We start from the raw sequence: 19,981 nt of genomic DNA on the forward strand, positions 1-19,981 counted from the left end.
ATAGCTCCTCATTTCAAAAACTTTAATTCAATAAAACTAGATTTTTAGCTAAAGCTAAATTTTTGACTAAAACTTGGAGACAGACGCTCCAAGTTAAAAAGATTAAGCTAGTTTATTATCCTCAATATACTTCACCACATCGCCCACATTGACGATTTTTTCCGCTTGTTCATCAGGAATCTCAATGCCAAACTTTTCTTCTAACGCCATGATTAATTCCACGACATCTAAAGAGTCCGCACCCAAATCCTTCACAAATTCCGCCTCTGGCGTAACTTGTGCCGCATCCACATTCAACTGCTCAGCAATAACTGCCTGAATATCTTCAAATAAAGCCATAATTAAAACTCCCTTGTTTTGTAAAAATTAAATCAATCATTATTGGAGCGTTTATTTTTGCTCCAAAACATCTAAAATCCTATACAACAAATAAATTACAATGAGAAACAATATTAAGTAAATAATCCCCATTTGATAATAACCTCTTTGTTTTAGAATAACCTCATAATGTTAGCATGATTTTTGCTACTTACAAACTTTTATCGCTAAAAGAACCCTTTGTTTAGGACTACATATAAAGCCCGCCATTGACTTTGAGAGTCTCTCCAGTGATGTAACTAGAGTGATCACTCAAAAGAAACGCTACCGCTTCTGCCACTTCTTTAGCAGACCCTAGCCTGTTTAAAGGAATGTTTTTAACATAATCCGCTTTGAGTTCGTCTTTCAAATTAGCGTTCATGTCGGTTTCTATAAAGCCTGGCGTTACACAGTTGAAACGAATATTCCTTAAAGCTCCCTCATAAGCAAAGGACTTGCTCATCGCAATCATCCCCCCCTTACTCGCTGAGTAGTTTGTCTGCCCCATATTGCCTCTTTCACCAATGATAGAAGCGACATTAACCACGCTCCCAAAACGACTCTTACTCATCACCTTTAAAGCCTCTCTGCAACCTATAAAAGCTGAAGTAAGGTTATTTTCTATGACATGGTGAAAATCTTCTGTTTTCATTTTGATCGCTAATTTATCGCGTACCACACCGGCGTTATTCACCAAGTAAGACAAACCCCCATCGCTTTGGACAATGGTTTGTATCGCTTCAACAAAATCGCTTTCAGAAGTCGCATCAAATTTAATGACAGCCGCTTTATAGCCTTTTTCTTCAAGCTCATTTTTCAAAGCGTCAGCCACTTCAGCATTGCTGCGGTAATTGATCCAAACTTTCAGCCCCATAGAAGCGAGAGTTTTGGCGATTTCAGCCCCAATGCCTTTAGAAGCCCCGGTAATGAGAACATTTTTCCCTGTGAATTGCATTATTCAATAATCCTTAATTTTTAAATTTTTCTCAAAGCTTATTATAGTCTTGACTCATAACGCCTTAACATATAAAGACGCTTCAAAACTTTCTTTTTAGCGCTGATTTTTTGTTTTTTGCGTTTTTCGGTTTTAGACTCAAAGAATCTCCTTGCACGGCATTCTGTTACCACCAAATTGCGATCGGTTTGTTTTTTGAATCTCCTACAAGCTTCATCAAACGCATCGCCTTCTCTAACCTTAATCCCTGGCATACTGCTATCACCTCTTTTCCATAGCTTAAAATCATTGCTTAACAATGGCTGCAAATGAAACAGCATTATATAAGACGAATTAACTGGTTGTCAAGAATTTTCACTTTTTTCTAGCAATTTTGTTAATAAGGTTATAAGGATCAAAGGCGACCGTCATATACACTTGGTAAGATTCTGACCAAGGCAAGCTCCTATCAAAGCCCCCACGCATCGCATTAAGCACGAAGTTGATGCGGACCGATGCGAAGTCGTTTTTCCAGTTATAATAAAAATCAAAACGATTATACATGTTCGCTTGAAAGAATGGCACGCCACGATAAATAGGCGTGGGGCAATACGAAGGCGTGCAATACATTTCAACATACTGGTATTGGTTATAAAAAGGCATCTCTGGGGTCTTGGCGAAGAAAAATAAATTGTGGATGCCAAAGCCTTTGTATTGGATCTCCACATCAAATTGCCCGCCCACGCTGTTCATAAAAGGCACATTTTTGTGGATTTGCCTTAATCGGCTTGATTCAGAAACCATGCCAAAACTGGCGTTGAGCTTTTCCATAAAGGGGGCGATGTCTAAAAGGCTTGTCCCTATGTAAGCGTTAAAGTAGAGGCGATCCATAAGATAAATATTATTGTTGTCAATCGCTTTTTTTTCATTAAACTGCATGCCATCAGCCCCATTCAAAAGGTATTTGTCTTCATTATGGAACAAGACAAAATACCCTCCAATACCCAATAAATCCTTAAAGAAATTATAAGCGACAGAGCCGTTCATTTGAAACCTGTCCATTGCGTTCCCATAAGGGTTTCTCCCGAATTTGCAAGTGTTGTAACAATTGCCTCCAAACCAATCTAGCATGAACTCCGCATGCCCATAATAGGGTTTTGAAGGCGAATAATGGTTTTGAAATTGCAATAAAAACCCTCTAGCGTTGGGATCTATAAACCAATAATAAGGGGCAAAAATATTCAAACCATACCTTCCTAAGAGGTTTTTCCTGGGAAAAATCCCTCCATAAAAAGTAAAACGCTTCCCCCTAGCCTTATAATACATAGTAGGCCCCCAGCGGTAGGGAAAATTAGTGCTGTAGTTATGGAAGTTTTGAAAAAAATACGCCCCCACAGTAAGGCTTTGCTCCACACCTTTTGTATAAAATTGGATCCCAAAATTTGGAGTCAAACGGGTTTTAAGATTGGTGTTAGTATTGACCCAATAAGGCGTTGATCCTTCATGGTCCATGATAAACATATTGAAACCCAAATTGTATTTAAAAATGTTCCAATCAAAAGCGTAAGAATTAACCGCTAACAAACAGACCAGAAAAGAATGTTTTAAAAAGGTGTTTATTGCCACTTGTTGCCCCTATGCCATCATTATTTTTGATAAACAAGCTTATCTTGTAACCAATGGGTATTCTAGCACATCTAAAAATATTTTTCTTTAGATTTAATATAAAATAGCGCTTATTTCATGTTAGAATAGCCGTCATGATGTTACATTACATACTAACTAAAAAAGGAAATTTTAATGGAATTAGGAAATAAAAATATAAAACCCGGTCGTAAGCGTGTCGCTGTAGATGAGTTGAAACGCAATTTTTCAGTTACTTTTTATCTCTCTAAAGAAGAGCATGATGTTTTAAGACGACTAGCGGATGAAGAAGTAGAAAGCGTCAATTCCTTTGTCAAACGCCACATTTTAAAAACAATCATTTATAAAAAAGGCACTAACCAAGATCTTCCTGTTAATTGTGATTCTTCTAGTAGGCTTTAAGCCTACTTTAAGGCGTTCGTTCTTTAAGAGCAACACCCGCTAGAGCATTTAGTTTTAATCCCCACCGATGAGCGATCCATCAGGCAAAACCCTTTACCCTCCAAATAGCGTTTCGCATCAAATCCGGCCACAAACAAGCCTCCAGCAAATAACGCCAAGTCTTTAACCACTAACCTTCCAGCCCCAGAAAGCCATGGGAAATGCTGATTGACAAACACTTCTGGCGTTGTGAATAAAAAGGATAGAGTCGTGATCGTCATTCCAGCGACAAGCAAGCCCCCAATCACGCCCATTAAAGGCATCCAAAGCCCTAAAAGCACCAAAATACCTAGGATCATAATCGTGATCCCTAAAGCTTCAGCCACTAAATAAGTGTGGTTTTCCTTATGCCATTCTTTGTTTTCAACGATTTTAGGGTTATCTTGCATTTCTTCTTGCATAGACTGGGATTCAGACATTTTGTGTTGTTTGTATGCGGGTTTTTCAAATTTATACATGAAAGAAAAGAAAGGGGAGTTAGCCACAAAAGGAGCGATCCCTTCGGCTTCATACGGCACAAACTTAAGCCCTCCGATCCAAATAAAAATGATGAAAATAGCTATATGCATCAAATAGCCGCCTAAATTTTGAAGTTTTGTAATCACTTCAAGCAATGATTTTAACGCTTGCATGGTTTTATTCCTTTAGGATATTTTTTATATTGCTAAAAACAGCCTAGAAATGATAGCGCATTATGTTTAATTACGACAAAATCATTTTGATCACTATTACAAGAAATAACGATCAAAAACACTCATGCCCAAAACATTCATGCCAATATAACGCACCGCACCTTTATAAAAAATTTCATCATTTTTTAAAGAAAGCTCTAAAGATTCGTTGCTTTTAGGGATGAGAGCGGCTTTTTTAGGCGTGTTATAAAAAGTGTGCGCGGTGATAAAAACCGCCGCCATGCCTGTCCCGCAAGCCAGCGTGAAATCTTCAACCCCTCTTTCATAAGTTTGTAAAAAAATCGTCTCTTTATTTTCTATAAAAGCGATGTTAATATTAGCGTTAAACTCATGCCTTAAAGCCCTTAATTCCAGCGCATTAAGGGAATTTAACCCCTCTTTATTTTTCACAAATCCCACTAAATGCGGCACTCCTGTATCTATGAGATAGAAAGTAGGGATATTTTCTAAAACGCTGTCGCTTGAAAAAAATTTTTCGCATCTTAAGGTGGGTATGGTGCCTAGGATTTTGTAGTTACCAAGATTGCTCTCTATAATATTGGGCTCTTCTATGCGAATAGAAATCTCTCTTTTTCCGGCTAAAAAAACATGGTTTTTAGAGGCTATAGCATGTTGGTAAGCAAATAACCCCACGCAACGGCTCGCATTCCCGCACATGCCAGCTTTAGAGCCGTCTGAATTGTAAAAATCCCATTCGTAGTCATAATCTTTACTCGGTAAGACGACCACAAGCCCATCAGCCCCAAAACCCTCATGCCTATGGCACACCTGTTGGGCTAAATTGGAAAAATCTTTTTTTTTGAAGCTTTGCGTGATTAAAAAATCATTCCCGCTCCCTGAATATTTGTAAAACACCATCTATATAAGCCTTTTTGATTTTAATTATAAGTTAAAAGAGGTTTTTTATCCTTAAAAGAGCGTTTTTTAGCTAACATTTGATAATTTTTGGTTCAGTTTTAATGGGGATAATTTCATGAAAGCTCAGTATTTCTTTTGGATTCTTTTTTTGATTGGTTTTTATTGGATGATCTATTTGTATCAAGATTTTTTAATGGATGTGCTGATTGCTGGGCTTTTGTGCGTGGGATTTTTTCAAGTGAAAGTTTTTCTAGATAAGCGTTTTTTCAATGTTGTCAGTTCGTTTTTATGCGTTTTAATTTTAGCGAGCGTTTTGATCGTGCCGTTGTATTTTATTGTTTATAAAAGTTCTAATATCATTTTTGAAATCAATTTTGAAAAATTTTCAGCCCTAATCAAATGGCTTAAGGGGACAATCACCGAAAATTTGTCGCATTTTCCTGCCATTCATGATGGAGCGAGCAAGTTTTTAGAAAATTTTAGTGCCGCTTCAATCACGGGTTATTTGTTGAAAATAAGCAGCTATGTGGGAAGATACAGCTTGAAACTCATTACAGACGCTTTGTTTATCTTGGGGCTGTTGTTTTTCTTTTTTTATTACGGGGAGAGATTTTATCGTTATTTTTTAGGGGTCTTGCCTCTTGGAATGAATCAAAGCAAAAAGATTTTTGAAGAAGTGGCTGGGATTTTACGCATCGTGCTTTTAACTTCTCTCATCACGGTTATTTTAGAGGGCGTGGCGTTTGGGGTGATGATCGTATGGTTTGGGCATGACGGCTGGTCTTTAGGGATTTTATACGGCCTAGCGTCTTTGGTGCCGGCTGTTGGGGGGGCTTTGATTTGGATCCCTATAGCGATTTATGAGCTTTATCATGGGAATGTGAATGAGGCTATTTTTATCGCTTTGTATTCCATTTTATTGATTAGCGTGTTGATTGATAGCGTGATCAAGCCAATTTTAATCGTCTTCATCAAAAAAAGAATCTTTAAAACCACCCTTAAAATCAATGAAATGCTGATTTTCTTTTCCATGATTGCTGGGATTTCACAATTTGGTTTTTGGGGGATTATTGTAGGGCCTACTATCACGGCGTTTTTTATTGCGTTACTGCGATTGTATGAAAATTACTTTATTCAAAATGAGCAAAAAGCATGCGAGTGTTGAATGAAATAACGCAAAACAACTAAAAAGCGTGGAAATCAAAGAGTGGGGTCAATTAGTGTTTTTGAATGGCATCAAGAGAAGCCCACGATTTTTCCGACCCCGCAAGCTATTACAAAAGAAAAGGACCTTAATTCTTTAAGCTCTCTTGCTCATCCTACCATATTAACCTTTAAATTTTTGACAATTCTATCGGTACCAACCCAAACATAAAAGATAAGAATATAAAGAGTAAAAGTTTTTAATCGCTGTTTATTACTGAAGAGAACTAAACGCCACCACAATTGCAAAACCAATGACTAATGAGCTATTAAAAGGATTACAAAACGCGCTAAAAATAACAGCCTTTTCAAGGAATAAGCAGGGCTAATCCCTAAGGGAGTGGTTTCATTTTTTGTAGCGGATCAAAGGGTAGGAGCAGTTTTTGCATAAGAGTTCTAACGCTTCGCCCTTTAAAAAATGGGTTTTGATAGCCATAGCTTTTTGGCTCTTTAAAATATCTTTTAGGGGCATATGGTTTAAATCGCCAAGGTTGATATTAGCTTGCGTGTCCATGCAGCACGGCACGACAACGCCATTAGATAAAATAGCGACTTGCTTGATTAGGCCGTAACAATAGGGGATTTTTGATTTCTGGTTTAAAGGATTTGGGGCGTTCAAATTCGGCCATTTAAAGGTTTTTTGGATATTCAAAAAACTTTTTTTAAACAAACGAGCGCAACCTTGCGTTTTTAAGCCTTCTAAAGAAACACATTCAAAGCTTTCTAAAAAAGGCTTGATCAAATTCTGATGTTTGTCAAGGGTGCTGTCTTGAATGCGTAAATTCAAAAACACTTCGCTATTTTTTTCACATTTGTAGCGGCAAAATTCTAAAATCTTTTGGATGTAGCGGTGCTGGTTGATTTTGTTGTGATTATCTAGCCCTGCGTCCAAAGAAATAGAGATTTGATAGATTATATCTTGTAAAAGCGTCTCAAAATTGTGCAAATACACCCCGCTAGTAACCAAATCCACTTTCAAAGAAAAGCGTTTAGCGGTGCTTAAATAGCGGTTTAAATTTTTGAGCTTGCAAGGATCGCCTAAGACATGCAAGGTGATAATTGGGGTTAAGGGGGCCACTTCTTTGCAAACTTTTTCAAATAATTCCAAAGGCATCACGCCTCTGATATTTTTAGGGTTAGGGCAAAAACTGCATTGCAACCCGCAAATATCGCTTAACTCTATATAGATTTTTTTAAAAAGTTTCTTGTTGGGTGTCAATTCTTATGAGAAAATAGTAACGAAGAGAACTAGACATTGAAGCGAAAATGCAACACATCGCCATCTTGAACGATATAATCCTTACCTTCAATGCGTAACACTCCCTTTTCTTTCGCTCCGGCTTCGCCCTTATAAGCGATAAAATCATCATAACTGATGGTTTCAGCTCTAATGAAGCCTTTTTCAAAATCCTTATGGATCACCCCAGCAGCCACAGGCGCGCTAGAGCCTTTTTTAATCGTCCATGATCGCACTTCCTTGACTCCAGCGGTAAAATAATTGATCAAGCCTAATTCCTTAAAACTCAAACGAATGGTTTTTTCTAGCCCGCTTTCTTCTACGCCCAAACTTTGCAAAAATTCTTTGACTTCATCTTCACTCATAGAAACCATTTCTTCTTCTAATTTAGCACACAAGGCAACAAACTCGCTATTTTGGGCTTTCGCATGGTTTTTGACTTTTTTAGCATGCTCACTGAGGGCGTTTAAATATTCTTCGCCCACATTAGCAACATAGATCATTTTTTTATGAGATAAAAAACGCAATTCCTTGTCCAATTCTAAAAAAGCCTCGCTTGCATTCAAGGGAAAAGTTTTCGCCGGCTTTAATTCTTCTAAATGCATTTTTAAACTCAAAGCGCATTCTAAAAGATTTTTAGCGTCTTTTGAGCTTTTTAGGGCTTTTTGCAAGCGATCGATCCTTTTGTCTAAAGTGGCAATATCCGCTAAAATCAACTCCAATTCAATGGTCTCTATATCATTTAGAGGATCAATTTTATCGTTTACATGCGTGATATTGTCATCTTCAAAACAGCGCACCACTTGCAAGATCACTTCGCATTCCTTGATATTGGCTAAAAACTGATTGCCTAAACCCTCCCCTTTGCTCGCTCCCTTAATCAACCCAGCAATATCCACAAATTCCACCACAGAATGCAAAATGCGTTCAGGCTTTACGATTTGAGCCAACGCATCAAGCCGTCTATCAGGCACATTCACGATGGCTTTATTGGGTTCAATGGTGCAAAAAGGGTAGTTCGCACTTTGGGCGTTTTGGGTTTTAGTGAGCGCGTTAAAGGTGCTGGATTTGCCCACATTAGGCAAACCCACAATGCCTACAGACAAGCCCATTTCAAGCCTTTTTCAAAAGCTCTTCCACAAAAGCTGTGCAAGCTCTCACGCCAGCCCCACTCGCTCCAAAGCTATTCACATCCCATTCTTTTTCCACATAAGCAGGGCCTGCAATGTCAATGTGTAGCCATTTGTCTTTAAATTCATCTCTAATAAATTCATTTAAAAACAAGCCAGCTGTGATCGCACCGCCATAGCGTGAAGAAGAAATATTGCACACATCAGCGATTTTAGATTCAATCAATTTCTTTAAATGGCGGTTAAAGGGGAGTTTGGCTAACAATTCGCCGGATTCTAACCCTGAAGTTTCAAAGAGATTTTTTAACTCTTCATTATGCCCCATGATCGCTGAAGTGAATTCGCCTAAGCCTACAACGCATGCCCCAGTAAGGGTCGCAAAATCCACGATCACATCAGGGTTTAAATCTTGAGCGTAGCTCAAACAATCCGCTAAAACCAAACGCCCTTCAGCGTCGGTATTACGCACTTCTATGCTCTTGCCTTCTTTAGAGATCAAAATATCATCTGGTTTATAAGCAGCCGGGCCTATCATGTTTTCTGTAGCCCCAATAATGCCATGCACTTCAGCCTCCACGCCTAGTTTGGCTAACGCGTTTAAAAGCCCAATCACCGCAGAGCCACCGCCTTTATCCGCTTTCATGGTAACCATGTAATCGGCCGGTTTCAAGCTCAAACCCCCACAATCATAAGTCAAGCCCTTACCCACTAAAGCGATTTTTTTCTTCGCTTTTTTAGGCTTATAGACTAAATGGATCAAGCGAGGAGGATTGACGCCAAGAGAGGCTTTATTGACCGCCAAAAAGGCGTTCATTTTCTTTTCTTCTAAAAATTTTTCATCATGAACATGGATTTCTAAATGGTTTTCTTTAGCCACTTTTTGCGCCACTTCAGCCATATAAACCGGAGTAGCAATCATAGGGGGGGTATTGACCAAATCCCTAACGATATTCAAGCTTTCTGTCATGATTTCAGCGTATTTTAACGCTTCTTTAGCGCTCTTTTCTAAAGAATTCGCGCAAGTTTTTTCGCAAGGTTTGTGCAATTCTAAAGCGACAACCGCTTCTTTTAAAACGCTTTCTTTTTTGTTGGATTTAAAAGTGTCGTATTCATACAAGCCTAATTTCAAGCCCAAAAACAACGCTTTCAAGTTTTCTAAAAGCGCGTTATCTTTAGCAAGCGTTTTGCAAGTATAAACCCCCACTTTAACGCTTTTAAAAGCGAGTTTTTTAAGGGTGCGAACGGCTAAACACGCACTCTCTCTCAATAAATGCACATCGTATTCTTTAACGCCCACATACAAGATTTTATTTTCTTGGTCTAAAAACGCGCCTTCGCCTTCGTATTTAAAGGTTTCTAGCAATTCTTTATTTTTGACCCAAGCGTGATCAAAATCCTTATTGATAATAAAAACTAAACCGCATTCAGCTTTTGCGTTTTCAAAAGTGGTTTTTTCTAATTTGATTTTTAACATAAAGTCTCCTTTTTTAATTTCATATCTTTCAAGAATTGTATTGCACTCTAGCGGTTTTTCTTACTATAGTATTGGAAATACCATAGCACTAACGCCAAGAAAGATACTAATAGTAATATTAGCGCATAAGGGTGTTTTTTAAGCCACTCTAACGCATGCAATAATTCTTCTCCCAAACACCACGCCAGAATAATGGTAATGCTCGCCCACACCATCGCGCTAATGAGATTGATGATAGCGAATTTTAAAGCGCTATAGCGCGTGAGGCCTATGCTAATGGGAATGATGGTGCGCATGCCATACATGTAGCGTTGGATAAAAATGATAAACCAGCCGTGTTTTTGCAACAATAAATGGGCTAGGGCTAGTTTTCGGCGCTGTTTTTCTAGCTTTTTTTGGATGTAAGCTTTATTGGTGCGCCCGATGTAAAAATAGATCTGATCCCCCACAAAACCCCCAATCCCTGCGACTAAAATGGCTAACCCTAAATGCATATGACCGGTATAGCTGGCAATCCCTGCTAAAATTAACCCAATTTCGCCTTCTAAAATGCTCCACCCAAATAAAATGAGATACCCCCAAGTCGCTGCATGCTGATTCCACAAATCAATGATGTATTCTTCCAAAATTCACCCTTATCCTAGCATTCTAACAAACAAAAGGTTTTCACGCGTTCTTCTAAAAGTTGGATACCCGGTAATTCTTTTAACCCTATCAAAAAGCATGCTTCTATGCATTCGGCTTGTAGGGCTTTGATAAGCTCAAGGCTCGCTAAAGCTGTGCCTCCAGTGGCTAATAAATCATCAATCAACACCACCCTTACCCCCTTAATTCCCCTAAAAGCGTCAGAGTGGATTTCTATGCTGTCGCTCCCGTATTCTAGGCTGTAGCTTTGAGACAGGGTGTGCGCGGGGAGTTTGCCTTTTTTCCTCACAGGCACAAAACCCACCCCAAGCGCATAAGCTAAAGCAGAGCCTAAAATAAACCCTCTCGCTTCAATGCCCACGATAAAGTCTATATTGAGAGCGAGATAGCGTTTTTTGAGCGCGTCAATGAGTTTGTTAAAGAGTTTGGGGTAGTTGAGTAGCGTGGTAATGTCTTTGAATAAAATCCCTTTTTTAGGGTAGTCTTTCACCTCTCTGATGCTTTGTAAAAGTTCTTCTTTGAGCGTTTCATTCATTTTAATATCCTTTAATATAACTGATTGGTTGTAGAATTTTGATTTATTATAGCGTTTTTAAAGGAGAGCTTCTATTTTTTGCTCCAATTCTTTAATACGATTTTTATATTTATCCGATTCGCCTTTGTATTCAGAGTTGCGCTGTTTAAGGGCTTTTAGTTCTGTTTTTAACGAGCTCATTTCTTGGGTAAGAATATCAATATTGCCTAAAGCCCTTTGGAGTTGCAACTGGTGTTTTTGGATCAAAATTTCAGCTTCTTGTAAGGTGAGCTTCATGGATGCGTTGGTGCGTTCTTGCCGTTTAGCCACGGTTTTAAAAAAGAAAGTACGCACACCCATATAAAGGATAAAAACAATAGCGATAGTGATGATAAACCATTGGGTGAACATGCCTATTAAAATATCCTTTTTAGCGAAACGATGTAATTATACTACATTAGGTTTATGATTTCAGCGATTCATCTAGTTTTTGGATGCGCAATACATGACGGCCTTGTTCAAATTCTGTAGAGAAAAACGCTTCTAAAATGCTTCCCACCACGCCAATACCACTAATCTTTTCGCCCAAACACAAGACATTAGCGTTATTGTGCAAGCGAGTCATTTTAGCCATGTAAGCATCAAGGCACAAGGCGGCTCTAATACCCTTAAAACGATTAGCGCCCATGCTCATGCCTATCCCTGTAGCGCACACTAAAATACCATAACTTTGCGGGTTTTCTAAGACCTTTTGGCACACTAATTTGGCGTAATCAGGGTAATCCACTCTCATAGCGGGTAAGAAAGCTTGGATCTTAAAATCCTTGTCTTCTAAAAAATGTTTAACAAACTCTGCAAGACGCAACCCCGCATGATCGCTGCCTATAAAAACTTGAGAAGACTTTAAGGGCTTATTCATCAACTCTCCTTGATAAAAGATTAAGAAAGGAGTAAGGAAAATAAAAATCTTGTGGGCGCATGGATAAAAAACTCCGATAAAGGGGGGATAAACAAAAAGATAAACACTACCAAAAAGCCGTAGCGTTCCATTTTAGAAAACCATTCCAATAAAAACGCGCTTTTAAAATGCAACGCTAAAAAGCCTAACGCTTTGGAGCCGTCTAAGGGTGGGATAGGGAGGCTATTGAAAACGCCTAGGACAAGATTATAAAGAACGCCTTGAATGAGAAAGGTTACTAAAGCGAGCTGATAAAGATTCAATTCATTAATACTCAAAGTGTTGATCCCTAGTTTTTGGAAGCTCAAATGCGTAATGAAAGCGAGCAGAACGGCTAGGGTGAAATTATAAGCCACCCCGGCTAAACTCACCACTACGCATGCCAGAGAGCCTTTTTGAGAAACAATGTAGCGCATATCCACAGGTACGGGCTTAGCCCACCCAAACAAAAAGGGGGCTTGAAAAATGAGTAATAAAGCCGGTAAAAGCACCGATCCCATCATGTCTAAATGCCTGATAGGGTTTAAACTCAAACGATTGGCGTCTTTTGCGCTCCTGTCCCCAAATAAAAACGCGCTCAAGCCATGCATGATCTCATGCCCTATGATAGCGATTAAAAGGGTTAGGATTTTCATTAAGGTGGTGATAAAACTTTCTAAAGAGAAATCAAAAAATTGCACAAAAAAACCTTAATGCGTTGCTTTTTCTTTTTTAATGATTTTTTCTAAACCTTCAACGCTTTTAAACATGCGCTCCCAACGTACCAGATAGCGTTTTTTGGGGTTATTTTCTGCATCCATTTCCAGGCTATTTTTTAAACTCAAACTGAAATAAACAAACCATGGCGAACCCACGATGTTTTTATAAGCCACACTCCCCCAAAAGCGCGAGTCGCTAGAATTGTCTCTGTTATCGCCGATCATGAAAAATTCATCGTCATTGATTTTCTTATAAAACACCTTTTCGCCCTCCATTTGAATGAGTTGCATGCTGATATTAGCTTCCGCGCCTTGAGTGGCTAACTGCTCCATTAAGTGGAAGGTTTCATTGTCCTTTTGGTAATGGATACCCGGATGCTTACTTTTATAAGGGTTTAAAACAAAAATTTTACCCATAAATTCTTTAGTCATAGCATCTGGGTAATGTTTAGCGATGTAAGTTTTGTCCGTGTCGCTCTCAAAAGGGTGCAAATAAAACCCCTCATTAGTGAATAACACCTCATCGCCCCCAATGGCAAAATTCCTTTTGACATAGTAAGATTTTTTTTCATGGGGAGGGATAAACACCACCACTTCGCCGCGCTTGGGGCGATCCCCCTCTATCAAATGCCCGTTATTTTTAAAATCAGGCATAACAGGAAGCTCAATCCATGGGATTTTAGGAATGGGTATGCCGTAAGAAAATTTTTTGACAAAGAGCATGTCGCCCTCATAGAGCGTGCCTACCATAGAGCGAGAGGGAATGATAAAGGCTTGCGCGATAAAAAAGATAACCAACAGCACGATAATGATCGTCCCCACCCAACTGGAGCAAAACGCATAAACAGAGCGTAAAAATTTCATTAAAATCCCTTCCTTTGTTGTTTTTCAAAAGCGATTAGAGTGTTTTCTAAAAGCGAAACGATCGTCATAGGTCCCACACCTTTAGGCACAGGGGTGATAAAACCGGCCACTTTTTGCGCATTTGTAAAATCCACATCGCCCACGATACGCCCATCATTCAAATGATTGATCCCAATATCCACCACTACAGCCCCTTTTTTTAACATGCTCGCTTTAATCAAATCAGGCTTACCCACGCCCACGCAGACGATATCAGCGTTTTGGGTGTAAAAACTAATGTCTTTAGTCAAAATATGGCACACGCTCACGCTAGCCCCAGCGTTTAACATGAGCATGCTCAAAGGCTTTCCAATGATATTGCTCGCCCCAATAACCGCCACATCCTTGCCCTTGATTTCAATATGATAATGCTTTAAAAGACGCATCACGCCCATAGGGGTAGCTGGCAGAAACGATTCTTTTTGGGTGCAGAGTTTGCCGATATTAAGGGGGTGGAAACCATCCACATCTTTGTTTGGGTCAATGGCTTCTAAAACCATTTTAGAATCAATGTGTCTGGGCAAAGGGAGCTGGACTAAAACGCCTGAAATGTTTTGATCGATATTGTAATCTTTAATGAAGGACAGCAATTCGGCTTCAGTAATATTTTCTTGGAGGGTTTTTAAATCAAAATCCATGCCCACCCTTTGGCATGCTTTGATCTTCATATTGACATAAGTGATACTCGCAGGGTCTTTTCCCACTAAAATCACGGCTAGTTTGGGGCGTTTATGCGTTTGCGCGGTTATTATTTGGATTTTATTTTTCAAATCTTTTTCTATATTATAAGCTAGCGCTTGCCCGTCTAATAAAACAACGCCCCTATTTGGCATGCCTATTTGTCCTTTATCAATTAAAATCCTATTATTGTAGCAAAAATCATGCGTTTAAGGGAATAAAAACCCAGTTTGTCAATCTTTAAGATTAGCCCCATGATAGAGCAAGTAGAAACTAAGGGCTTTTAAGGATTCTAATTGCTGGTAAAATTTAGAAGCTTCTGTTTTGTCGTTTTGTTTATCCTCTTGCTCTTTAGGGCTTTCGTTCAAATACCTTAACCCCAAACTCGGGTTATAAAAATAATCTTTGGTAGCGATCGCTTCATAGCCTAGCGCATAATTGGGGTGGCTTGGGGGGTTTGTTGTGTTGTTAGAAAATAAAGGCTTCCCAAAACTCACGAATTGAAAGCCTTTAGGGGCGACTAATTCAATAATCGTAGGGGCGATGTCTAAATGCGATCCGACCTGACTGATTTTTTTAGGCTTTAAAGTAGGGGCATATAAAATAAGCGGCACGGATTTAATGGTATATAAATCGTTTTTAGCGTATTCATAGCTCCTGTCAAAGTGATCTCCTGTGATGATAAAAAGCGAGTTAGGGAATTTTTGGCTGGCTTTTTTGATGAAATTGACTATTACTTTGTCATACCAGTAAATATGCCCTAAAGAATTAGCATCCGGTAGATTTTCTGATTTGGGGGTTTTTTCCACAAATTTTTGGATTTTTTCTAAAGGCACGCCAAAGGCTTTGAGATTCACATTTTTGATCGCATGATTGCTTAAAGTCATGACCATGCTGAAAGTTTTTTCATTGGGGTTGGTGTTTTCTAAAATATAGTCAAATAAAATATTATCATGCACTCCCCAGTTGCTCTCTATGGGCTTAGGGTAGGGCTTGTTTTTGGCAAATTCTAAGAGATGGTTATTGAAATAAAGGGCATGAAAACCTTGTTTTTTGGTGAAACTGGTTAGTTTGTTCCAAATCCCACTACCCCCATAATAAAAGTTGTTTTTATAACCCAGAGTTTTTGTGATATTGCCAATCGCCATAGGAAAGCTTTTAAGAATCACTCCTGAATTGACTAAATTATTATCATTGATATAAGGCAAGCCTGTGATTTGGACATCCAGGCTTTTAACGGTCCGTGGGGCGCTTTCAATAAAAGCAGAAAGCATGTAGGCATGCTCTTTTTTAACCAAATCTTGTAAAGCGCTCGTTAGCCCTATAGCGTCAAATTTTGGATCAAAATGCCATGAACTCAAAGACTCTGAAACGATATAAAAAACATGTTGAATGGTTTGATTGGAATTGTTGCGGCTTGTCTGAGTTAGCAACTCATAGAGGTTGTTTTGGGGGTTTTCTTTAAGATTGAAATAATTTTTCGCCACTTCTAGGGGCGATCCTTTAGCAAAATTGCTGAATTTAAGGTTATGGCTTTGTCTGTAATTGCGCGCTAAAAGATAAAGGTTACGAAACGCCCCGGGGGTAATTTTCATTAAAAAAGGATCTTTGGCTGGCTCTATGCTGAGATCTAAAGACGCACCCACAAAACTCAATTGCGCGTTAATGTAAAACATTTGCGTGAGGGAAAAAAGCGCAAATAAAATGAAAGTTTTAAGGGGTTTGGTGCGGGCGGCTTGATACACATTTTTGGGTTTAAAAAGGGCGTTTTGGAGTTTGAAATAGATAAAAGAGATTAAAACGCTAAGGATCACAAAGAGTGAAAAACTAGAAAAAATAGGGTATTCCGTGCTCATTTTTAAAATCGTGAGCGTGTCTTCATGCAAAAATTCCAATAAATTTTCATCAAACACATTCCCATAAATGCCATAATAAACAATGTTTGCAATATTTAAAAACAGGATAATAGCGATAGAAAAATACGCCGTAATATTAAGCATTTTAATTTGGTGTTTAGGGGCAAATAACCCCAATAACCCAATGATGATAAAAAGAATCGCCAAGCTTGAAACCACACGATTATCGTATCTTGCTCCATTGAATAGGGTTTTGATGATTTCATCAAAAATAGGGTTTTTTAAAGCATGCTTATAATAGCCTGTATAAAGGATAAAGCCGATACGATTAAACACAAACAACAAGCTCATAAAAAAGGTGAAATAGAAACCTTTTAAAAAGAGCGAAAAAAGGGCATGGGATAGGGATTTCATGAGTGTTAATACAACCTTTTTTTAACAAGATATAAAGTCTTAAAAAAGACAAAAAGAAGCAAGGGGAAATCCAATAAAGAATCTAATATTTGAAAATTAGAACGCATCAAAAGCGAACTGGATAACGCTACTAAAGCGATCATGCCTAATAAGGGGCTGCTCAAAAACAAACTGATGCAAAAAAGCGCGCTAAAAATAAGAGAAGCCATGAAATGATGATAAATTGAAAAAGGCAAAAACCCTAAAATGTCTATCAAAAGCAACAGATTGAAAAACAGCATGACGCTATAAGATTGCAAGGTTTCTAAAGGGGGCTTTTGAAGAAGGCGGCAAGAAAAGAGCGTATAAGCAAGGATCAAAAGACAGCTAAAGGGGCTTAAGGGGGCTGTAAAACTGCTTAAAAAGGCGTTGAGCGATAGAGAGTCTTTAAAAGCGATATTGCTTAAAATCACGCTTATAAAAGAGAGCGAAAACCTCAAACCCAATGGCTTATTTTTGAAAAAAAAGAAAATTAAAAAAAGCCATGCAAAACTCAGTGTGTAAGAAGATATAAACATCGTTAATCACTTGAGAAGGGATTTTAAATAAGCCATATTAAAACGGATGTGTTTGATATGAGAGCGGTTATAGGTATAGACAATATCTATAAAACGAGGATTAAAGCTATAGCTTGGGTAACTCACTTCATTGGCTTTGTCTAAAACTTTTAAGGTTTTAAACGAGTTGGAGTTTTCTAATTTAGAAAGCAAGAGTTCTTTACGACGCAAAGATGAATCACTAGGGTTGTGGATCAAATACAATTCTTCGTTTAAATTGATCAAATTCAAAGCGTCATTCAAGTTTTTCAAATTCGTAAGCATGGGTTTTTGCCAAGCGGTAGGGGTTTTACAGGTTTCTAGCATGAGACTATCTTTAAAAGAATGGTTTCTAAACGCCATGATGGCGCAATCTTTAAAGGGGGTTAGGCTTGGCTGGAGCTGGTGGTTTAGGGCATTAGGCCTTAAAAGCTCTCTTGGGTTATTGTGTTTGTCAAATTTTAACAATAAGGGGTATTGGGTGGCTAATTCGTGATAAAGCGGTAGCATAAACCCGCCATCAGTGGTGTTTAAAGGCTTATTCCTTACCAAATGGCTTAAGTTTAAAAAAGGGCTTAAAGAGAGTTTTCGCGCAAATTTAAAATGAATCGGCTCTAAAGCGCTTTCAAATTGATAGATTTTAGAAGTGGCCCACCCACCCATGCTCACCCCTACGACAAACAACAAAATTTTATCATCATGCAAAAAAAGCAAGGGGTTACCTAGTTTTTTGATGTATTCATGCGAATAATGAGAAAGCTCTTCTTTGGTTAAAAGAATGAAGGCTTCGCTCCAGCGATTAGTCTTGCCATCAAAAAGATTCGCGCTGATTTTCACATCTTTTGCCCCTTCTTTAGTGCCGCTGAAATAAGCGCTCAAAAGATTGTTGTTAGGCAAGCTGATTAAAGCGCTCGCATGCACGCTTAAAGCGTCATTTGGTTTAGGGATGGTGAGCTGTGTGAAATAGGGGGGATTTTGGGTTGAAAGGGTTTGATTGTGCGTAAAAGCATAGGGGGGGGTTTGATGCGTCATTATAATTAAAAATAAAACGATAAAAAGCCCCACGAAAAAGGCGGCATGTTTTAGGCGATTTCTTGAAGGTTCCAAGATAGCGTTTCGCCCCCTCTTAAGATAGCGATTTTTTCACTCAAACAAAGCGCGTGCGTAGGGATCATAAAGGGTGTTTTAGACAAACGCGCTTTTTTACTGGGTAGATTGTCTAGCGCATAGATTTTTTTAGCGTTATCGCTGATAAAGGCTTGCAAGTTTTCTAAAGCGTTGTGTTTTTCAAAAAGTTCGCACAACGCAGGCAGCAAAATAGGGGCAGAAAAAATGCCTGCCGGGATGTTAGTGCTATGCTTTTTAGAGACAAAATGCGGGGCGCTATCAGAGCCAAAAGAGATTTTAGGGTGGGCTTTTAAAGCAAGGGATAAAAGCCTTTCTTGGTCTTTTTTGGTTTTGATTAAGGGTTTGCAAAAACAATGCGGGTTCAAACTCCACCCTAATAAATCATCTAAAGTCATGCTGATATGGTGTAAAGTTAAAGTCGCATAGAGGTTGTCATGTTTTTCAATTAAAGCGATACTGCGCCAATCGCTCAAATGTTCTATAATGATTTTGAGTTTAGGGAATGAAAGGGCGAAAGTTTCTAAAACGCTATGGCATAAAAATTCTTTATCCAAACAAAACCCGGCTTGTTCTGCATGGATACACAAAATAAAGCCTAATTTTTGGGCGTTTTCTAAAATCTCTAAAGTTTTTTCACCCAACAAATCCGAAGTGCCGTTTTGCGCGTTTGTGGTCATGCCTTTGGGGTAGAGTTTTAAAAACCTGACGCCTTTTTCTTGGGCGTGTTGCAATTCTATTAAAGTCAAGCCATCATTAAAATACAAACTCATTAAAGGCTTGAAATTTGAAGAATGTTTTAAAATTTCTTCTTCGTATTCAAGGGTGGTTGGAGTGTCAATCAAGGGCTTACTGAGATTAGGCATGATCACCGCAGCGCTAAAAGGCTCGCTAGAATATTTTAACACCGCTTTTAAAAGTGCGTTTTCTCGCACATGCAAGTGGGCGTCTATGGGATCAAAAAGCGTGATTTCCATTTTTTAATTGCCTCCTAAGTAATAACGCACTCTAATGCGAATGAGGGTTTTAGTTTTGGGGCGTGGGTAATCCTTATAAGCGATCTGAATGGTCTTTAAGGTGTTGTCATCAAGCATTTTATATTCAGAGCCAATGATGATTTTAAGATCGCTAATATCGCCATTAGGGTGCAAGTAAAACTCTACCGCATTCGTCCCGTCTTGCCCTAAATAAGCCGCCACTTGAGGGTATTCTAAATATTTTTGCGTGATGCGCCCGATATCCCTTAAATTATTCCTGATGAAATCTTTTTCGGCTGTGCCTAAATCCCCAAATTCTTCGCCATACAATTCATCAATATCCCTCCTGGTTTGGTTATCCAAACCTTTATTATTTTCTTGTCTGGGTGGTGCAACTTCTTTAGGCAAGAAAGAAAGCTGATTAGGGTCAAATTCTTTTTTGACAGGTTTTTTCTCTTCTATTTTTTTCTGTTCTACTTTTTGTTCTACTACTTTTTTCTCTTCTTTTTTCTCCTCTACTACTTTTTTCTCTTCCACTTTTTCCACTTTTTTAAGAGCCTTATGTTTGTGGTTGGGCTTTTTGGGTTCTGGTTTGGGCTTTGGTTTAGGCTCAGGCTTTGGCTTTTCTATAGGCTTTGGTGGGGTTGGCGGAGTTGGGGGTGTGGGTG

Annotated in this window: 23 protein-coding genes; 2 read left to right on the forward strand and 21 right to left on the reverse strand. The window is 38.7% G+C overall.

The genetic code is table 11. The annotated features are described in order from the left end of the window. Positions 1-102 precede the first annotated feature (102 nt). From acpP to FIM66_RS05325, 4 genes are all read right to left on the reverse strand, one after another. On the reverse strand, positions 103-339 hold the full coding sequence (gene acpP / locus FIM66_RS05310; protein WP_001163091.1) for an acyl carrier protein: 237 nt from the start codon (positions 337-339) through the stop codon (positions 103-105). Positions 340-568: 229 nt separating this feature from the next. Next, entirely contained in the window at positions 569-1,312 is a 744-nt protein-coding gene (gene fabG / locus FIM66_RS05315; protein WP_120917658.1) for a 3-oxoacyl-ACP reductase FabG, read from the reverse strand. Between the two features lie 41 nt (positions 1,313-1,353). Further along, positions 1,354-1,566, reverse strand: a complete 213-nt coding sequence (gene rpsU, locus FIM66_RS05320; protein ID WP_140600163.1) for a 30S ribosomal protein S21 — start codon at positions 1,564-1,566, stop codon at positions 1,354-1,356. A gap of 100 nt (positions 1,567-1,666) precedes the next feature. Next, positions 1,667-2,917 carry a hypothetical protein gene (locus tag FIM66_RS05325; protein WP_139533383.1) on the reverse strand — a complete coding sequence of 417 codons (1,251 nt, stop codon included), beginning with the start codon at positions 2,915-2,917 and terminating at the stop codon, positions 1,667-1,669. Between the two features lie 174 nt (positions 2,918-3,091). Between FIM66_RS05325 and FIM66_RS05330 the strand changes: the two genes are divergently transcribed. Continuing rightward, a complete protein-coding gene (locus tag FIM66_RS05330; RefSeq protein ID WP_139534571.1) occupies positions 3,092-3,337 on the forward strand; it encodes a ribbon-helix-helix domain-containing protein in 246 nt (81 codons plus the stop codon). Between the two features lie 23 nt (positions 3,338-3,360). Here FIM66_RS05330 and FIM66_RS05335 read toward each other — a convergent pair whose 3' ends face one another. Next, a complete protein-coding gene (locus FIM66_RS05335) occupies positions 3,361-4,008 on the reverse strand; it encodes a YkgB family protein (protein ID WP_108399950.1) in 648 nt (215 codons plus the stop codon). A gap of 96 nt (positions 4,009-4,104) precedes the next feature. Next, positions 4,105-4,926, reverse strand: a complete 822-nt coding sequence (gene dapF / locus FIM66_RS05340) for a diaminopimelate epimerase (RefSeq protein ID WP_140600164.1) — start codon at positions 4,924-4,926, stop codon at positions 4,105-4,107. A 115-nt stretch (positions 4,927-5,041) separates the two neighbouring features. Here dapF and FIM66_RS05345 point away from each other — a divergent pair, with 115 nt between their 5' ends. Further along, a complete protein-coding gene (locus tag FIM66_RS05345) occupies positions 5,042-6,091 on the forward strand; it encodes an AI-2E family transporter (protein WP_140600165.1) in 1,050 nt (349 codons plus the stop codon). Positions 6,092-6,475: 384 nt separating this feature from the next. Here FIM66_RS05345 and FIM66_RS05350 read toward each other — a convergent pair whose 3' ends face one another. The 15 genes from FIM66_RS05350 to FIM66_RS05420 all read right to left on the reverse strand — a co-directional run. Continuing rightward, positions 6,476-7,348, reverse strand: coding sequence for a radical SAM/SPASM domain-containing protein (locus FIM66_RS05350; protein ID WP_194149261.1), 873 nt, complete (start codon positions 7,346-7,348; stop codon positions 6,476-6,478). Positions 7,349-7,377: 29 nt separating this feature from the next. Continuing rightward, positions 7,378-8,478, reverse strand: coding sequence for a redox-regulated ATPase YchF (gene ychF / locus FIM66_RS05355; protein WP_140478929.1), 1,101 nt, complete (start codon positions 8,476-8,478; stop codon positions 7,378-7,380). 1 nt (position 8,479) lies between these two features. Continuing rightward, positions 8,480-9,970, reverse strand: coding sequence for a leucyl aminopeptidase (locus tag FIM66_RS05360; RefSeq protein WP_140548288.1), 1,491 nt, complete (start codon positions 9,968-9,970; stop codon positions 8,480-8,482). 47 nt (positions 9,971-10,017) lie between these two features. Beyond that, entirely contained in the window at positions 10,018-10,596 is a 579-nt protein-coding gene (locus FIM66_RS05365) for a DedA family protein (RefSeq protein WP_000393397.1), read from the reverse strand. A 14-nt stretch (positions 10,597-10,610) separates the two neighbouring features. After that, the gene (gene apt, locus FIM66_RS05370; RefSeq protein WP_001006106.1) at positions 10,611-11,150 is read right to left on the reverse strand and encodes an adenine phosphoribosyltransferase; all 540 of its coding nucleotides are present in this window, start codon (positions 11,148-11,150) and stop codon (positions 10,611-10,613) included. 57 nt (positions 11,151-11,207) lie between these two features. Beyond that, on the reverse strand, positions 11,208-11,540 hold the full coding sequence (locus FIM66_RS05375; protein ID WP_000495089.1) for a hypothetical protein: 333 nt from the start codon (positions 11,538-11,540) through the stop codon (positions 11,208-11,210). 52 nt (positions 11,541-11,592) lie between these two features. Then, positions 11,593-12,048 (reverse strand): ribose 5-phosphate isomerase B, encoded by a 456-nt coding sequence (gene rpiB, locus FIM66_RS05380; RefSeq protein WP_140490710.1) that lies wholly within the window; start codon positions 12,046-12,048, stop codon positions 11,593-11,595. 20 nt (positions 12,049-12,068) lie between these two features. Further along, the gene (locus FIM66_RS05385) at positions 12,069-12,767 is read right to left on the reverse strand and encodes a site-2 protease family protein (protein WP_140500365.1); all 699 of its coding nucleotides are present in this window, start codon (positions 12,765-12,767) and stop codon (positions 12,069-12,071) included. Between the two features lie 9 nt (positions 12,768-12,776). Continuing rightward, positions 12,777-13,649, reverse strand: a complete 873-nt coding sequence (gene lepB / locus FIM66_RS05390) for a signal peptidase I (protein WP_140472644.1) — start codon at positions 13,647-13,649, stop codon at positions 12,777-12,779. After that, a complete protein-coding gene (gene folD, locus FIM66_RS05395; protein WP_194149262.1) occupies positions 13,649-14,521 on the reverse strand; it encodes a bifunctional methylenetetrahydrofolate dehydrogenase/methenyltetrahydrofolate cyclohydrolase FolD in 873 nt (290 codons plus the stop codon). The genes lepB and folD overlap by 1 nt, the downstream gene beginning before the upstream one ends. Positions 14,522-14,599: 78 nt before the next feature. Next, positions 14,600-16,636 carry an LTA synthase family protein gene (locus FIM66_RS05400; protein WP_140600166.1) on the reverse strand — a complete coding sequence of 679 codons (2,037 nt, stop codon included), beginning with the start codon at positions 16,634-16,636 and terminating at the stop codon, positions 14,600-14,602. Between the two features lie 5 nt (positions 16,637-16,641). After that, on the reverse strand, positions 16,642-17,193 hold the full coding sequence (locus FIM66_RS05405; RefSeq protein ID WP_140600167.1) for a 3-deoxy-d-manno-octulosonic acid hydrolase subunit 1: 552 nt from the start codon (positions 17,191-17,193) through the stop codon (positions 16,642-16,644). 6 nt (positions 17,194-17,199) lie between these two features. Further along, a complete protein-coding gene (locus tag FIM66_RS05410; protein WP_140600168.1) occupies positions 17,200-18,318 on the reverse strand; it encodes a 3-deoxy-d-manno-octulosonic acid hydrolase subunit 2 in 1,119 nt (372 codons plus the stop codon). Further along, positions 18,294-19,313 (reverse strand): dihydroorotase, encoded by a 1,020-nt coding sequence (gene pyrC / locus FIM66_RS05415; protein WP_140549006.1) that lies wholly within the window; start codon positions 19,311-19,313, stop codon positions 18,294-18,296. Before pyrC ends, FIM66_RS05410 begins: the two co-directional genes overlap by 25 nt. A 3-nt stretch (positions 19,314-19,316) precedes the next feature. Continuing rightward, positions 19,317-19,981 (reverse strand): energy transducer TonB (locus FIM66_RS05420; protein ID WP_120885351.1); only part of this gene is annotated, 665 nt, incomplete at its 5' end.

It is taken from the genome of Helicobacter pylori (assembly GCF_006439795.1).
GTDB classification, from domain to species: Bacteria; Campylobacterota; Campylobacteria; order Campylobacterales; family Helicobacteraceae; genus Helicobacter; species Helicobacter pylori_CR.

Coding starts and splice junctions, on each gene's coding strand:
- acpP (WP_001163091.1), bottom strand. CDS start 339: ATGGCTTTATTTGAAGATATTCAGGCAGTTATTGCTGAGCAGTTGAAT.
- fabG (WP_120917658.1), bottom strand. CDS start 1,312: ATGCAATTCACAGGGAAAAATGTTCTCATTACCGGGGCTTCTAAAGGC.
- rpsU (WP_140600163.1), bottom strand. CDS start 1,566: ATGCCAGGGATTAAGGTTAGAGAAGGCGATGCGTTTGATGAAGCTTGT.
- FIM66_RS05330 (WP_139534571.1), top strand. CDS start 3,092: ATGGAATTAGGAAATAAAAATATAAAACCCGGTCGTAAGCGTGTCGCT.
- FIM66_RS05335 (WP_108399950.1), bottom strand. CDS start 4,008: ATGCAAGCGTTAAAATCATTGCTTGAAGTGATTACAAAACTTCAAAAT.
- dapF (WP_140600164.1), bottom strand. CDS start 4,926: ATGGTGTTTTACAAATATTCAGGGAGCGGGAATGATTTTTTAATCACG.
- FIM66_RS05345 (WP_140600165.1), top strand. CDS start 5,042: ATGAAAGCTCAGTATTTCTTTTGGATTCTTTTTTTGATTGGTTTTTAT.
- ychF (WP_140478929.1), bottom strand. CDS start 8,478: ATGGGCTTGTCTGTAGGCATTGTGGGTTTGCCTAATGTGGGCAAATCC.
- FIM66_RS05360 (WP_140548288.1), bottom strand. CDS start 9,970: ATGTTAAAAATCAAATTAGAAAAAACCACTTTTGAAAACGCAAAAGCT.
- apt (WP_001006106.1), bottom strand. CDS start 11,150: ATGAATGAAACGCTCAAAGAAGAACTTTTACAAAGCATCAGAGAGGTG.
- FIM66_RS05375 (WP_000495089.1), bottom strand. CDS start 11,540: ATGTTCACCCAATGGTTTATCATCACTATCGCTATTGTTTTTATCCTT.
- rpiB (WP_140490710.1), bottom strand. CDS start 12,048: ATGAATAAGCCCTTAAAGTCTTCTCAAGTTTTTATAGGCAGCGATCAT.
- lepB (WP_140472644.1), bottom strand. CDS start 13,649: ATGAAATTTTTACGCTCTGTTTATGCGTTTTGCTCCAGTTGGGTGGGG.
- folD (WP_194149262.1), bottom strand. CDS start 14,521: ATGCCAAATAGGGGCGTTGTTTTATTAGACGGGCAAGCGCTAGCTTAT.
- FIM66_RS05400 (WP_140600166.1), bottom strand. CDS start 16,636: ATGAAATCCCTATCCCATGCCCTTTTTTCGCTCTTTTTAAAAGGTTTC.
- FIM66_RS05405 (WP_140600167.1), bottom strand. CDS start 17,193: ATGTTTATATCTTCTTACACACTGAGTTTTGCATGGCTTTTTTTAATT.
- pyrC (WP_140549006.1), bottom strand. CDS start 19,313: ATGGAAATCACGCTTTTTGATCCCATAGACGCCCACTTGCATGTGCGA.